Annotated in this window: 9 protein-coding genes and 1 pseudogene; 9 read left to right on the top strand and 1 reads right to left on the bottom strand. The window is 68.5% G+C overall.

Annotated features, from left to right (window positions below; translation table 11 throughout):
- Positions 1–3: 3 nt before the first annotated feature.
- The gene (gene purL / locus AC1DJH_RS05605; protein ID WP_478185003.1) at positions 4–3,978 is read right to left on the bottom strand and encodes a phosphoribosylformylglycinamidine synthase; all 3,975 of its coding nucleotides are present in this window, start codon (positions 3,976–3,978) and stop codon (positions 4–6) included.
- A 236-nt stretch (positions 3,979–4,214) separates the two neighbouring features.
- Between purL and map the strand changes: the two genes are divergently transcribed.
- The 9 genes and pseudogenes from map to AC1DJH_RS05560 all read left to right on the top strand — a co-directional run.
- Positions 4,215–5,039, top strand: coding sequence for a type I methionyl aminopeptidase (map, locus tag AC1DJH_RS05600; protein ID WP_472112327.1), 825 nt, complete (start codon positions 4,215–4,217; stop codon positions 5,037–5,039).
- A 22-nt stretch (positions 5,040–5,061) separates the two neighbouring features.
- Positions 5,062–7,668 (top strand): [protein-PII] uridylyltransferase, encoded by a 2,607-nt coding sequence (locus AC1DJH_RS05595; protein ID WP_472112329.1) that lies wholly within the window; start codon positions 5,062–5,064, stop codon positions 7,666–7,668.
- 89 nt (positions 7,669–7,757) lie between these two features.
- Positions 7,758–8,792: a sensor domain-containing diguanylate cyclase gene (locus AC1DJH_RS05590; protein WP_478185002.1), complete on the top strand. Its 1,035-nt coding sequence runs from the start codon at positions 7,758–7,760 to the stop codon at positions 8,790–8,792.
- Entirely contained in the window at positions 8,793–10,874 is a 2,082-nt protein-coding gene (locus AC1DJH_RS05585) for a sensor domain-containing diguanylate cyclase (protein WP_478185001.1), read from the top strand.
- A 178-nt stretch (positions 10,875–11,052) separates the two neighbouring features.
- Complete coding sequence (gene bcsD, locus AC1DJH_RS05580) at positions 11,053–11,526, top strand: cellulose biosynthesis protein BcsD (RefSeq protein WP_472112338.1); 474 nt, start codon at positions 11,053–11,055, stop codon at positions 11,524–11,526.
- On the top strand, positions 11,523–12,038 hold the full coding sequence (locus AC1DJH_RS05575; RefSeq protein ID WP_478185000.1) for a hypothetical protein: 516 nt from the start codon (positions 11,523–11,525) through the stop codon (positions 12,036–12,038). The genes bcsD and AC1DJH_RS05575 overlap by 4 nt, the downstream gene beginning before the upstream one ends.
- Before the next feature lies 1 nt (position 12,039).
- Positions 12,040–12,882, top strand: a complete 843-nt coding sequence (gene bcsQ / locus AC1DJH_RS05570) for a cellulose biosynthesis protein BcsQ (RefSeq protein WP_472112343.1) — start codon at positions 12,040–12,042, stop codon at positions 12,880–12,882.
- The gene (bcsA, locus tag AC1DJH_RS05565; protein ID WP_472112346.1) at positions 12,879–15,047 is read left to right on the top strand and encodes a UDP-forming cellulose synthase catalytic subunit; all 2,169 of its coding nucleotides are present in this window, start codon (positions 12,879–12,881) and stop codon (positions 15,045–15,047) included. Before bcsQ ends, bcsA begins: the two co-directional genes overlap by 4 nt.
- Positions 15,044–15,286: pseudogene (locus AC1DJH_RS05560) on the top strand (hypothetical protein); the annotation flags it as partial. The gene bcsA and the pseudogene AC1DJH_RS05560, both read left to right, overlap by 4 nt.

The following is a 15,286-nucleotide window of genomic DNA, read 5'->3' as shown; positions in this document are numbered from 1 at the left end:
TGGTCAGCCCACCCACTTGCGCGCATTGCGCCAGATCTGCATCCACGGGCTCAGCTCGCTGCGGTCGCCCGGCGTCCAGCTCATCTGGATGTTGCGGAACACGCGCTCCGGGTGCGGCATCACGGCGGTGAAGCGGCCATCCGGCGTGGTCACCGAGGTGAGGCCGCCCGCGCTGCCGTTCGGGTTGAACGGGTACTGCTCGGTCGGCTGGCCATGGTTGTCGACGAAACGCATCGCCGCGATGGCCTGGGCCGCATCGCCGCGGTGCTTGAAGTTGGCATAGCCCTCGCCGTGCGCCACCGCGATCGGCAGGCGGCTGCCTGCCATGCCCGCGAAGAAGATGCTGGGCGACTCGAGCACCTCGACCATCGACAGGCGGGCCTCGAAGCGCTCGCTCTGGTTGGTGGTGAAGCGAGGCCAGGCTTGCGCGCCCGGAATGATGTCGGCCAGCTCGGCGAACATCTGGCAGCCGTTGCACACGCCCAGGCCGAAGGTGTCTTCGCGGCCGAAGAAGGTCTTGAACTGCTCGGCCAGCTTGGGGTTGAAGGTGATGCTGCGGGCCCAGCCGATGCCGGCGCCCAGCGTGTCGCCGTAGCTGAAGCCGCCGCAGGCGACCACGCCCTTGAAGTCGGCTAGGTCCGCCCTGCCCGTCTGCAGGTCGGTCATGTGGACGTCGAAAGCCTCGAAGCCGGCCTCGGTGAAGGCGTAGGCCATCTCGACATGCGAATTGACACCCTGCTCGCGCAGGATGGCGACCTTGGGGCGCGACTGGAGGATGGCGGGGGCAGCAGGTGGCACCGGCGCGTTCGGCAGGAAGACGTGCATGCCTGGGTCGTTCGGCACGCCGGCAGCGGCGTGCTCGGCGTCGGCGCAAGCCGGGTTGTCGCGCTCGCGGGCGATCTTCCAGCTGACTGAGTCCCACACCTGGTGCAGGTCGTGCAGGCTGGCGCTGAACACCGACTTGGCGTCGCGCCAGACTTCGAGCTTGCCCTTGCCCGCGTCCATGGCGGAGCTGACCGGGCGCGTCTTGCCGACGAAGTGGCTGTGGGCGCTGAGGCCATGGGCGCGCAGCAGCTGCATCACGTCGTTGCGCTCGGCGGTGCGCACCTGCAGCACCATGCCCAGCTCTTCGTTGAACAGAGCCTTGAGCGTGAGCTCCTCGCGCCGCGCGCTGACCTGCTGCGCCCAGTTCTTGGCGTCGCCGGTTTCCATGCGGCTGTCGGAAATGCCGTCGCCCTCGGTAACCAGCATGTCGACGTTCAGCGCCACGCCGACGTGGCCGGCAAAGGCCATTTCGCAAGCGGTGGCGAACAGGCCGCCGTCGCTGCGGTCGTGCATGGCGAGGATCTTGCCGTCGGCGCGCAGCGCGTTCACGGCATTCACCAGCGCAACGAGCTTCGCCGGGTCGTCCAGGTCGGGCACGGTGTCGCCGCTCTGGTTGAGCGTTTGCGCCAGGATGCTGCCCGCCATGCGGTGCTTGCCCTGGCCCAGGTCGATCAGCACGAGCGTGGTGTCGGCCTCTTCGGCGTCGAGCTGCGGCGTGAGCGTGCCGCGCACGTCGGCCAGCGAGGCGAAGGCGGTGACGATCAGGCTCACGGGGGACGTGACCTTCCTGGCTTCGTCGCCCTCTTTCCACTGCGTGCGCATCGACAGCGAATCCTTGCCGACCGGAATCGACACGCCCAGCGCCGGGCACAGTTCCAGGCCCACGGCCTTGACGGTTTCGTACAGCGCGGCGTCTTCGCCGGGCTCGCCGCAGGCCGCCATCCAGTTGGCCGACAGCTTGACGCGCGAGAGTTCGATGGGCGCGGCCAGCAGGTTGGTGATGGCTTCGGCCACAGCCATGCGGCCCGAGGCCGGCGCGTCGAGCGCGGCCAGCGGCGTGCGCTCGCCCATGCTCATGGCTTCGCCGGCAAAACCCTTGTAGTCGGCCAGCGTCACGGCGCAGTCGGCCACGGGCACCTGCCATGGGCCGACCATCTGGTCGCGGTGGCTCATGCCGCCCACGGTGCGGTCGCCGATGGTGATCAGGAAGCGCTTGGACGCCACGGTCGGGTGCGCGAGCACGTCGATGGCGGCCTTCTGCAGGTCGACGCCGGTGAGGTCCAGCGGCTTGAAGCTGCGGGTCACGGCCTCGACGTCGCGGTGCATCTTGGGCGGCTTGCCGAGCAGCACGTCCATGGGCATGTCGACAGGCTGCACCTTCGCGCCTTCGTCGGCCACCAGCAGCTGGCGCTCTTCGGTTGCCACGCCGACCACCGAGAACGGGCAGCGCTCGCGCTCGCAGAAGGCCTTGAACTGTTCGAGCGATTCGGGCGCGATGGCCAGCACATAGCGCTCCTGGCTCTCGTTGCACCAGATTTCCTTCGGTGCCATGCCCGACTCCTCGAGCGGCACGGCACGCAGGTCGAAGCGCGCGCCGCGGCCGGCGTCGTTCGTCAGTTCGGGGAAGGCATTGCTCAGGCCGCCCGCGCCCACATCGTGGATCGCCAGGATCGGGTTGGCGGCGCCCTGCTGCCAGCAGTGGTTGATGACCTCCTGCGCACGGCGCTCGATCTCGGGGTTGCCGCGCTGCACCGAGTCGAAGTCGAGCTCGGCCGCGTTGGCGCCGGTGGCCATCGAGCTGGCGGCGCTGCCGCCCATGCCGATGCGCATGCCGGGGCCGCCGAGCTGGATCAGCAACGAGCCGGCCGGGAACAGGATCTTCTTGGTCTGGGTGGCGTCGATGCTGCCGAGGCCGCCCGCGATCATGATGGGCTTGTGGTAGCCGCGCTGCACGGTGTCGAGGTCGCTCGCCACCGTCTGCTCGTATTCGCGGAAGTAGCCCAGCAGGTTGGGACGGCCGAACTCGTTGTTGAACGCGGCGCCGCCCAGCGGGCCCTCGGTCATGATCTGCAGCGGGCTGGCGATGTGCTCGGGCTTGCCGTAGTGGCCATCTTCGGGCCAGAGCTTGGACACGGTGAAGCCGGTCAGCCCCGCCTTGGGCTTGGAGCCGCGGCCGGTGGCGCCTTCGTCGCGAATTTCGCCGCCCGCGCCGGTCGAGGCGCCGGGAAACGGGGAAATGGCGGTCGGGTGGTTGTGCGTCTCGACCTTCATGAGCACATGGGTCAGCGCGCTTTCCTTGCCGTAGCTCTGCGATCCCGAGGCCGGAACGAAGCGCTCGATGGTGCCGCCTTCCATCACCGAGGCGTTGTCGGCGTAGGCAACGACAGTGTGCTGCGGGTTCTGCTTCTCGGTGTGGCGGATCATCGAGAACAGGCTTTGCGGCTGCGCCTTGCCGTCGATGGTGAACTGGGCGTTGAAGATCTTGTGGCGGCAGTGCTCGCTGTTGGCCTGCGCGAACATCATGAGTTCGACGTCGCTGGGGTTGCGGCCCAGGCGGGTGAAGGCGTCGACCAGGTAGTCGATTTCGTCGTCCGCCAGCGCCAGGCCGAAGCCGGTGTTGGCCGCGACCAGCGCCGTGCGCCCGCCGGCGAGCACGTCGACCTGCGCCATCGGCTGGGCCGGCAACTCGCTGAACAGGCTGGCCGCCTGCTCCACGGTGGCCAGCACCGATTCGGTCATGCGGTCGTGCAGCGGAACGGAGGCGGCCGCCAGGGCGTCGCCTTCGAGCACGGGGGCCTTGCCGATCAACGGCGACTTGAGCTTCAGGTGGTATTGGGTGACGCGCTCGACCCGGCGCAGCGCCAGGCCGCAGTTGTGGGCGATGTCGGTGGCCTTCGAAGCCCATGGCGACACGGTGCCCAGGCGGGGCGTGACCACCACCGAGGTGAGCGCCTTGGCCGGCGTCTCGAAGGGTTCGCCATAGGTCAGCAGCGCGGCGAAGCGCTCGCGGCCGGCCGCATCCAGCGCGGCATCGGTGACCACCAGGTGCACGAAACGGGCCGAAATGCCCTCGATGCGCGGCTCGATGGCCTGGAGCTTCGGCAGCAGTTGCCGCGCGCGGAAGTCGCTGAGCGCGCTGCCGCCCTCGAACATGGTTACGACAGGAAGGGCTTGAGGTGCGGGCTGCGTCACGGTCGATGGGGCCTCGGGGGCCGCGTTGGGAATCAAGGAATCGAGGCGGGTGGCCGCTGACTGGGGCCATCCGCGTTAACCCGGGATTTTAGGCCATCGCCGGCCGTCCCAAGGGGGCCGCGCCCCCCGGGGGGCAACGGGGACACGAAGTGCCCCGCGTCGGGGGCAGGTTCATCGGTCGATGGGATAATTCAGGGATGAGCATTAACTACAAAGACGCTGCGGGCATCGAAGCCATGCGGGTCGCATGCCGCCTGGCCTCCGAGGTACTGGACTACCTCACGCCCCTCATCAAGCCCGGCATCACGACCAACGATGTCGACCGGCTGGCCGCCGAATACATGGTCAAGCAGGGCACCACCTCGGCCACGGTGGGCTACATGGGCGCCAGCAGCGTGCCCTTTCCGAAGTCGCTCTGCACCTCGGTCAACCACGTGGTCTGCCACGGCATTCCCAATGACAAGCCCCTGAAAAAGGGCGACATCATGAACGTCGACGTGACGGTCATCAAGGACGGCTGGTTCGGCGACAACAGCCGCATGTACGTGATCGGCGACGCCTCGATCGCGGCCAAGCGCCTGTGTTCCGTCACTTTCGAGGCCATGTGGCACGGCATCCTGCAGGTGCGCCCCGGCGCGCACCTGGGCGACGTGGGCCACGCGATCCAGAAGTTCGCCGAAGGCCAGGGCTTCTCGATCGTGCGCGAGTTCTGCGGCCACGGCGTGGGCCAGCGCTTTCACGAAGAACCCCAGGTGCTGCACTACGGCCGCCCGGGCACCATGGAAGAGCTCAAGCCCGGCATGATCTTCACCATCGAGCCGATGATCAACGCCGGCAAGCGCGACGTGAAGGAAGACTTCAAGGGCGGCCAGTACGACGGCTGGACCATCGTCACGCGCGACCATTCGCTGTCGGCGCAGTGGGAGCACACGGTGCTGGTCACCGAGACCGGCTACGAGGTGCTCACGCTGTCGGCAGGGAGCCCGCCGCTGCCCTCCTTCGTCACCTCGACCAAGACCTGACGCGCAAGCGCACGGCCCGCTCGTGATCGAAGCAGCCAAGATCGACGTGGCGACGCTGCGCGAAGCCTATCGCGCGAAGAAGCTCGCCCTCTTCGACACCCTGCGCTTTGCGCGCGCGCCCACGCGCAGCGTGCACACGGTGCTGCGCCAGCTCTCGGCGCTGGCCGACCAGACGCTGTGCTCCCTGTGGCGGGACGCCGATTTCGGTGAATCGCTGACGCTGGTTGCCGTGGGCGGCTTCGGACGCGGCGAGCTGTTCCCGTACTCCGATGTCGACGTGCTGCTGCTGCTGCCGCCCGAAGGCCATGTCAGCGAGATCGACCCCGCCCGCATCGAGGCCTTCATCGGCCACTGCTGGGACGCCGGGCTCGAGATCGGCTCCAGCGTGCGCACCGTCGAAGAGTGCCTGTCAGAGGCCGAAAAGGACGTCACCGTCCAGACCTCGCTGCTCGAGGCCCGCCTGATCGCAGGCGACAAGAAGCTGTTCACTGCGTTCCGCCGCCGCTTCACCCGCGCGATCGATCCGCAGGCCTTCTTCGTGGCCAAGTCGCAGGAAATGCGGCACCGCCACCAGAAGTTCGACAACACGCCCTACGCTCTGGAGCCCAACTGCAAGGAATCGCCGGGCGGCCTGCGCGACCTGCAGACCATTCTCTGGATGACCAAGGCCGCCGGCTTCGGCAGCCGCTGGGACGACCTGGCCAAGAATGGCCTGGCCACCTCGTTCGAGGCGCAGCAGATCAAGCGCAACGAGGCCCTGCTCTCGCTCATTCGCGCGCGCCTTCACGTGATTGCCAACCGCCGGGAAGACCGCCTGGTGTTCGACCTGCAGACCGCCGTGGCGGCCAGCTTCGGCTACGAAGGCGAGTCGCAGCGCAAGTCGAGCGAGGCGCTGATGCGCCGCTACTACTGGGCGGCCAAGGCGGTGTCGCAGCTCAACCAGATCCTGCTGCTCAACATTTCCGAGCGCCTGCAGCCCAGCGCCGAGCAGCACACGCCGATCAACGAGCGCTTCTACGAGCGCGCCGGCCTGATCGAGATTGCCAGCGACGACCTCTACGAGCGCGAGCCGCACGCGGTGCTCGAGACCTTCCTGCTCTACCAGAAGACCATCGGCGTGCAGGGGCTGTCGGCGCGCACGCTGCGCGCGCTGTACAACGCGCGCCACGTCATGGACAGCAAGTTCCGCAACGACCCGGTCAACCACGCGACCTTCATGCGGATCCTGACGCAGCCCTACGGCATCACGCATGCGTTCCGGCTGATGAACCAGACCTCGGTGCTGGGGCGCTACCTGCGGGTGTTCCGCAGCATCGTGGGGCAGATGCAGCACGACCTGTTCCACGTGTACACGGTGGACCAGCACATCCTGATGGTGCTGCGCAACGTGCGCCGCTTCTTCATTGCCGAGCATGCGCACGAGTACCCGTTCTGCTCGCAGCTGGCGGCCGGATGGGACAAGCCCTGGATTCTCTACGTGGCCGCCCTCTTCCACGACATTGCCAAGGGCCGCGGCGGCGACCATTCCACCCTGGGCGCGCGCGACGTGCAGCGCTTCTGCAAGCAGCACGGCATCGCCCGCGAGGACGCCAGGCTCATCGAGTTCCTGGTGGCCGAGCACCTGGTGATGAGCCAGGTCGCGCAGAAACAGGACCTGAGCGACCCCGAGGTCATCGGCACCTTCGCCAGGCGCGTGGGCAACGAGCGCTACCTGACCGCGCTGTACCTGCTGACCATCGCGGACATCCGGGGCACCTCGCCGCGCGTGTGGAATGCCTGGAAAGGCAAGCTGCTCGAAGACCTGTACCGCTACACGCTGCGCGCGCTGGGCGGGCGCATGCCCGATCCGGACGCCGAGGTCGAGTCGCGCAAGCGCGAGGCGCTGGTGCTGCTCGCCCTGCACGCCCAGCGCTTCGAGGCGCACAAGGCGCTGTGGGACACGCTGGACGTGGGCTACTTCATGCGCCACGACGCCACCGAGATCGCCTGGCACGCCAAGCAGCTCTCTCGCTTCGTGCCGCCGCGCAACGTGCCGATCGACCCGAAGGCGCCGCCCATCGTGCGCGCGCACCTGTCGCCGGTGGGCGAAGGCCTGCAGGTGGTGGTCTACACGCCCGACCAGCCCGACCTGTTCGCGCGCATCTGCGGCTACTTCGACCAGTCGTCCTTCAGCATCCTGGACGCCAAGGTGCACACCACCAGCAACGGCTACGCGCTCGACACCTTCCAGGTGGTCACCACCTTCCTGCCCGACCACTACCGCGACCTGATCAGCATGGTCGAGTCGGGCCTGGGGCACACGCTGACCGAAGCCGGCGCCCTGCCCGCGCCCAGCATGGGGCGCGTGTCGCGCCGGGTGCGCAGCTTTCCGATCAAGCCGCGCATCAGCCTGTTGCCGGACGACAAGGCGCAGCGCTGGCTGCTCAACATCTCGGCCAGCGACCGGGCCGGCCTGCTGTATTCGGTGGCCCGGGTGCTGGCGCGCCACCACCTGAACCTGCAGCTGGCCAAGGTCACGACCCTGGGCGAGCGGGTGGAAGACACCTTCCTCATCAGCGGCCCGGAGCTCCAGGGCCAGAAAACGCAGCTCGCCATCGAAACCGAGTTGATGGAAGCGTTGGCGTCCTGAGCCCCCCGAATCCGGTCGGCGCAACGGTCGCCGGGGTTTTAGTGCAATCAAAGGTTAACCATTGCGCTATCACCGTCAAAATACAGGGCATGGAATCTCTGATTGAACGGCTTTCCGACTCGGTCTCTTCGGCCAAGACGCTCGAAGACCTGGCGCGCCCGATGCTCGAAATGCTCGAAGCGGTCACGGGCCTGGAGTCGACCTACCTCACGACCATCGACCTGGACAAGGGCCTGCAGCGCGTTCTCTTCGCCCGCAATGCCGGGGCCATGACGATCCCCGAGGGCCTGTCCGTGCCCTGGTCCGACACGCTGTGCCGGCGCGCCCTGGAAGAAGGCCGCCCCTACACCGACGACGTCGCCACCCGCTGGGGCGACTCCGATGCGGCACGCGAACTGGGCATCCGGACCTATGTGAGCACCCCGGTCCGGACCGACGGCAGCGACCTTTACGGCACCCTGTGCGCCGCCAGCGGGGCAACGCGGGCGCTGGCGCCCCATGCGGAGGCCGTGCTCCGGCTTTTTGCCAAGCTGATCGCCCAGCAGGTCGAGCGCGAAATGCTCGTCCTCGAGCTGAGGCAGGCCAACGCCGAACTGGCCGCCCACGCTTCGACCGACGCGCTCACCGGGCTGCCCAACCGCCGCAGCCTGCTCGACACGCTGCGCCGCCTGCTCGCCCACGGCGAGCGCGAGGGCCGCAGCGTGCTGGTCGGCTTCATCGACATGGACGGCTTCAAGAAGATCAACGACACGCACGGCCACGACATCGGGGACGAATTCCTGTCGGCCATGGCCGGGCGGCTGTCGGCCTCGCTGCGGGCGAGCGACGTGCTCGCGCGCTTCGGCGGCGACGAGTTCGTGGTGGTCGGCGCCGGCCCCGCCCACGACGAATCGCCCCGCACCGCCGCACGGGCGCTCGCCGACCGCCTGGGCGAAGGCTCGATCGGCGAGCTGCGGCTGAACCAGACCATGCTCGACTACGGCGGTGCCAGCGTGGGCGTGGTGGCCGTCGACCCGCGCACCACGTCCGCCGAAGAGGCCCTGCGGCTGGCCGACGACGCCATGTACGCCGTCAAGCGCAGCCGCCGTGCCGCGACCGCCGCAAGGGAAGCGTCGTCCGCCTGAATGAACACCCGCCTGGTACGTCTCGAAAACGCCCTGGGTTCGCTCAAGGCGCGCATCACGATGGGCGGGATCATGGCTCTGGTGCTGGGCATCGGCGTGATCACCACCGTGCTGGTGCAGCGTACCGAGCACGACCTGCTGGAGGCGCAGCGCCAGCGCGAGATCGGCGAGGCGGTGCGCACTGCGGCGCTGCTGGGCCACAAGGTGATCCAGCTGCAGCGCGGGCTGCAGTCGGTGGGGCAGGTGCTCGACGAGACCCTGCTCGACGACCCGGCTGCGCTGAACGCCTTCATGCGCGACAAGCCGATGCTGCAGAACTTCTTCGCCACCATCTACGTTGCCGGCGAGGACGGCCAGGTGCGCGTGATGGTCGACGAAAAGGGGGTCTACCGGCCCGAGCTGAACGTGCGCGACGGCGTCAACTTCCGCCGCGCGATGGCCGAAGGACGCCCGGTCGTCGGCGAGCCGATGGTGGGCCCGATCACCGGTGAGCCGATAGTCGTGTTCACCCAGCCGTTGCGCAACCGCAAGGGTGTCTTCGGCGTGCTCGCCGGCACGCTGCGGCTTTCCAGCCGCGACCTGCTCGCCGGCGTGACCGAGGCCCAGGAAAGCGACAGCGGCGCGCTGATGGTCGTCACCGATGCGCAAGGCAAGATGCTGACGCACCCCGACTGGCGGCGGCTGATGCGGCCGATCACCGAAGAACCCCGGCTCGCGCAGGCTTTCAAGGAATGGCAGGCCGTGGGCAGCCCGGTCGAGTCGCAAGGGCTCTTGCTGGCCCAGCCGCAACAGATCGCCAGCGTGGCCGGTGTGCCCGGCCCCGACTGGATGGTGTGGCGCGCGCGCGCCGAAACCGAGGTGCTCGCCCCGGTCAAGGCGGCCCGCCAGCAGGCCATGGCATGGGCGGCCAGCCTGGTCGCCCTGGTGTCCGCCGGCATGTTCCTGACCCTGTGGTGGCTGCTGCAGCCGCTGATGCTGCTGGAGCGGCGCGCACAGCACATGTTCGATGGCGCCATGCGCCCGGAAGACGGCTGGCCCAAGGCCGACGGCGAGATCGGCCATCTCGGCAAAGTGCTGCGCGACGTCGGCGTGCAGCGCGCCGAGCTGGAGCGCCTGAACGGCGAAATGATCAGCAAGCTGCGCTCGGTGATGCGCTCGGCGCCCATCGGCATCGCGTTCATCCGCGACCGGCGCTTCGAGCTGGTGAGCGACGAGTTGTGCCGCCTGCTCGCCTACGACGACCAGGACCTGCTGGGCCAGCCGGTCGACCTGATCGTGGTGCCGCCGGAAGACGACCAGCCCGCGCTGGCGGCGCTCGAGAAAGAGGCGTTTGCCAGCAGCAATTCGTACGTGGGCGAATGCCGCATGCAGCGCGGCGACGGCACCCGGTTCTGGGCCCGGCTGCGCAGCCGGCCGGTGGATTCGGAGCACACCGACTTCGGCTCGATCTGGACCGTGCTCAACGTCGACGAGCAGCGCAGCGCCCGCAAGGCGCTCGAATGGTCGGCCGCCCACGACGGACTGACCGGGCTGGCCAACCGCCAGCGCTTCGACCAGCATGCCCAGCGCCTGATCGATGCGCGGCCGCTGTCGCTGCCGGCCGCCATGGTGTTCATCGACCTGGACCACTTCAAGCAGGTGAACGACACCGGCGGCCACCTCTCGGGCGACGCCATGCTGCGCGCGGCGGCCGCGGCCATCATGTCGCGGGTGCGCTCGAACGACCTGGCCGCACGCATCGGCGGCGACGAGTTCGCGCTGCTGCTGGAGCAATGCACGCACGAGGCGGCGGTGCGCGTGGCCGAGGACATCGTGGCCTCGATCTCCGCCATTGCACTGCCGTGGATGTCGGGCAGCCTGCACGTCGGCGCCAGCATCGGGGTGGCCAGTCTGGCGGCCGAGATCGATTCGGTGGAAGACTGGATCTCGGCGGCCGATGCCGCCTGCTATGCCGCCAAGGCGGCGGGCCGCGGCGTGGTGCGTGCAGGCCTGGCGCCGCGCCCACACGTCGCAGCGAAGCGCGTCGAGGACGGCGCCGAAAAGACCGGCGAAAAGAGCGCCCAAAAGAGCACCGACGACTGAATTCGAATCCGCAGGGGGTGTCACGCCGTATGGGAGGCGTAGGATTTGTGCATTCGTTGGCAAAAAGCGGGGACAGCATTCCCAGCCGTCCCGCAATTCATACAGTCCGCCGCTCAAAATGCGACGAAAAGTTCGCATTTGTTGCCAACAGTTATTCGATCTCAGAGAATGCACCGACATGGACACTGGCGCGACGTTTATTCAGTATTACGAGAGGAACTCCTGCAGTGCGCAATGGCTGGAATTCAACCGCGGTCTTGCCGCAGAGCTGAGCGCCGGTTTGCCGCCCGAGGACCTGAAGCAACTCTTCTTCCGTATCGGCCAGCGTCTGGCGCATGCCCTGCCGGTGCCTCATTGCGCCACGCTCGATGAGCTGCAGGACCACTTCAATGCGCGCTGGGACGGCATCGACTGGGGCTTCACCGTGCTGAGCGAAGACGCGGACGGCGTCGCCATCACCCACGCCTGCAGCCCCATCGCCGTGGCGTTCGGGCCCGACGCCACCGACTGGAGCACCGGCTTCTTCGAAGGCGTGTACCAGGCATGGTTCGATTCGCAGCACATGCCTCCCGAGCTGAGGGTGCAGGCGCTGCCCCCCGATGTGCAAGCCGGCCCCCGCATCGACCTGCGACTGTCCAAGGCGGTCGCATGAGCAACGCCGACGAACCGACCCCCGAAGACATTGCCGGGCTGTTCCGCAAGTTCGGCGGCGACGCCCATGGCTACAGGGAATTCGCGCCGCCCGAGGCCGAGGGTGAAGCGCCCCGCGCCTGGGCCTTGCTGTCGGGCGAGAAGATCTCGCACCCCCCGGTGCAAGCTGCCTTGCCGGCGGCGCCTGTGCCTGCCCCCGCGCCTGCTCCCGTGGCACCCGCACCTGTAGCGCCCCCCGCCTGGGCGCCAGCGCCTCTGCTGGCACCGGTCGCGGCGCCGGCGCCCCTGTTCGCCGCGCCGCCGGCCCGCATCGAACCCGTGCTGGCGCCGTTGCACGCACCGCAGCCGCTGAGCGCGCCGCCGGCCCGAACCGCCGCCGCGCCCAGCGCTGCATTGGCCGCCGCGCCCGGCGCCGCAAACACTCCGCTCCAACAGCTGTTCGAGCGCCTGGTCTCCCCGCAGCCCCCAGCCGCGCCGCCCGGCCCCATGTCCCGCTGGCGAAGGCCGACGTGACATGGTCGTCATCCCTGTCATTTCATCCAAAGGCGGCGTAGGCAAGACCACGGTCACGGCCAACCTGTGCACCGAGCTCGCGCAGCGCGGCCGCCAGGTGCTCGCGATCGACCTCGATCCGCAGAACGCCCTGCGCTTTCACATTGCCAGCGAACCGCAGGCCTGCGACACCGGACTGGTCGAGGCCGCCACCGGCCTGATGCCCTGGGCCCGCGCCATCCGCCCGGCGCATGGCGGCGTCATGCTGCTGCCCTTCGGCGACGTCGACGACGAGCGGCAGATCGCGTTCGAACAGCAACTGGCCCGCAGCCCCGGCTGGCTGGCTGAGACGCTGGCACGTTTCGGCCTGCCGCCCGACATGCTGGTGGTGCTGGACACCCCGCCCGGCCCGTCGGTCTACCTGCAGCAGGCCCTGCGCGCGGCCCATTTCAGCGTGGTGGCGGTGCTAGCCGATGCCGGTTCGTTCGCCACCCTGCCGATCATCGAACGCATGCTCGACAAGTACGCCCGCCCGCGCGCCGACTACTTCGGCACCGGCTACGTGGTGAACCAGGTCGACCCGGGCAAGCGCCTGAACCACGACGTCTTCGAAATGCTGCGCCAGAAACTGCGCCCCGACCTGCTCGGCGTGCTGCACCTGGACCAGGCCGTGCCGGAGGCGCTGGCCTCGGCGGTGCCGGTGCAGCGCTACGCGCCCATGAGCCAGGCCACGCAGGACATCGCCTCGTGCACCGAGCGGCTGCTCGAGCGCGTCGATGCCGGGCGGCACCGGCAACGGCTGGCGCACGAACAAGAACAAGCCCAAAACCCGTTTTCTCCGCGGAACATGGAACAGACCCGATGAAAAGCGCCTCGCCCGGCCCGCAGGAGCAACCCGCCCCGCGCCCTGCCCCCGCCTTGCTGCGCCTGCTGCCGGTGCGCATCGCCGGCTGGCTCGTGGCGCTCGTGCTGCTGCCCGCGCTGATCATCGCGCCCATGACCTTCGAGCAGCAGATCGTGCTGTCGGTGGGCATCTTCGCGGCGGCGCTCATCACCAACCGGATTCGCGGTCGTTTCGCCGGCCTGGTGCTGATCTTCCTGTCGGTGGTCGTGTCCTCGCGCTACACCTACTGGCGCGTGACCGAGACCATGTTCATGGACAACCCGGTCGACCTGATGCTCGGCCTGGGCCTGCTGATGGCCGAGGTGTACGCGTTCGTGGTGCTGCTGCTGGGTTACATCCAGACCGCCTGGCCGCTGGAGCGCAAGCCGGTGCCGCTGCCGGAAGACCCGGCCGAGTGGCCCACCATCGACCTGTTCATTCCCACCTACAACGAGGCGCTGTCGGTGGTGCGCTCGACCGTGCTGGCGGCGCAGTCGATCGACTGGCCGCGCGACAAGATCAAGATCTTCGTGCTGGACGACGGCCGGCGCGACGAGTTCCGCGTGTTCTGCGAAGACGTGGGCGTGACCCATGTCACGCGCGACAACAACCGCCACGCCAAGGCCGGCAACATCAATGCCGCGCTGAAGAACACCACGGGCGAGTTCGTCGCGATCTTCGACTGCGACCACATCCCCACGCGCTCGTTCATGCAGATCGCCATGGGCTGGTTCGGGCGCGACCCCAAGCTGGGCATGGTCCAGCTGCCGCACTATTTCTTCTCGGCCGACCCGTTCGAGCGCAACCTCGACACCTTCGGCACGGTCCCCAACGAAGGCGAGCTTTTCTACGGCCTGATCCAGGACGGCAACGACCTGTGGAACGCCACCTTCTTCTGCGGCTCCTGCGCGGTGCTGCGCCGGACCATCGTGGAAGAAGTGGGCGGCATCGCGGTGGAAACCGTGACCGAGGACGCCCACACCGCGCTGAAGATGCACCGCCGCGGCTACAGCACGGCCTACCTGGCGCTGCCGCAGGCCGCCGGCCTGGCCACCGAAAGCCTGTCGGGCCACGTGGGCCAGCGGATTCGATGGGCGCGCGGCATGGCGCAGATCTTCCGCATCGACAACCCGCTGTTCGGGCGCGGTCTGCACTGGGCGCAGCGCCTGTGCTATGTGAACGCGATGCTTCACTTTTTGTACGGCCTGCCGCGGCTCATCTACCTGACCGCGCCTCTGGCCTACCTGTACTTCGGCGCGAGCGTGATCCATGCCTCGGCGTCGATGATCTTCGCCTTCGCGCTGCCGCACATCCTGCACGCCAACCTGACCAACAGCCGCATCCAGGGGCGCTTCAGATACCTGCTGTGGAACGAGGTGTACGAGGCGGTGCTGGCCTGGTACATCTTCCGCCCCACGCTGGTGGCGCTGATCAACCCCAAGCTCGGCAGCTTCAACGTGACGGCCAAGGGCGGCCTGATCCAGAAGGAGTATTTCGACAGCACCATCGCCAAGGCGAGCCTGGTGCTGCTCGCGCTGAACTTCGTGGGCGTGTGCCTGGGCGTGTGGCGCCTGACCTGGGTCGACCCGCAGAACATCGCCACCGTGTGGCTGAACCTGGCCTGGACGATCTACAACCTGATGATCCTGGGCGCCTGCGTGGCCGCGGCCAACGAGTCGCGCCAGCTGCGCGGCGCGCACCGCGTGGACCTGGTGCTGCCGGCCACGCTGTACTTCGCCGACGGCCGCTCGCTGCGCTGCAACACCTTCGACTTCTCCAGCGGCGGCCTGGGCGTGGAACTGCCCGAAGACCTGAAGCTCGACCTGGAAACCCCGGTGCAGGTGGCGCTGTACCGCAACGACCAGGAGTCGCGCTTCGCCTCCACCGTGCGTTTCAGCGCCGGCAAGCGCCTGGGCCTGCGCTTCGCACCGATGAGCTTCGCGCAGGAGCGCGCGCTGGTGCAGTGCACGACCGCGCGCGCCGACATCTGGGCGGCCCGCTGGGGCAACCATCCGCGCGTGCCCATCCACCGGGTGCTCGGCCACATCATCAGCATCAGCGGCACAGGTTTTCGCGACATGTTCAGCCATTACTACCGTGCGGCCGCCTCGCGGCTGCGTCCCGTCAAAGCCAAGGAATCCACGTGACGACCACCCAGCGCGCGCACCGTCGCGCCGTGACCCCTGCTCGCGTGGCTTCCCGCTCGCTTTCGCACTCGCCCGCCGGCGCCACGCTGCTGACGGTGGCTCTTCTGGGTGCTTTCGCTGCTTTCTCGGGCAGTGCCCGCGCCCAGCCGCGCCCGCTGGCGCCGCCGCCCTCGACCAGCGCGCAGGCCCCGGCCGTTGCGGCCGCCGCGCCGGCAGCGCAGACCGCGCCGACCGCGGCC

The sequence above is a fragment of the Variovorax sp. 10N412 genome, from assembly GCF_056394985.1.
Note: the sequence above shows the minus strand (reverse complement) of the source record. Positions and strands in the feature narration are given on the sequence as shown.

Coding starts and splice junctions, on each gene's coding strand:
- AC1DJH_RS05575 (WP_478185000.1), top strand. CDS start 11,523: ATGAGCAACGCCGACGAACCGACCCCCGAAGACATTGCCGGGCTGTTC.
- bcsQ (WP_472112343.1), top strand. CDS start 12,040: ATGGTCGTCATCCCTGTCATTTCATCCAAAGGCGGCGTAGGCAAGACC.
- bcsD (WP_472112338.1), top strand. CDS start 11,053: ATGGACACTGGCGCGACGTTTATTCAGTATTACGAGAGGAACTCCTGC.
- map (WP_472112327.1), top strand. CDS start 4,215: ATGAGCATTAACTACAAAGACGCTGCGGGCATCGAAGCCATGCGGGTC.
- bcsA (WP_472112346.1), top strand. CDS start 12,879: ATGAAAAGCGCCTCGCCCGGCCCGCAGGAGCAACCCGCCCCGCGCCCT.
- purL (WP_478185003.1), bottom strand. CDS start 3,978: ATGTTCGAGGGCGGCAGCGCGCTCAGCGACTTCCGCGCGCGGCAACTG.
- AC1DJH_RS05590 (WP_478185002.1), top strand. CDS start 7,758: ATGGAATCTCTGATTGAACGGCTTTCCGACTCGGTCTCTTCGGCCAAG.
- AC1DJH_RS05585 (WP_478185001.1), top strand. CDS start 8,793: ATGAACACCCGCCTGGTACGTCTCGAAAACGCCCTGGGTTCGCTCAAG.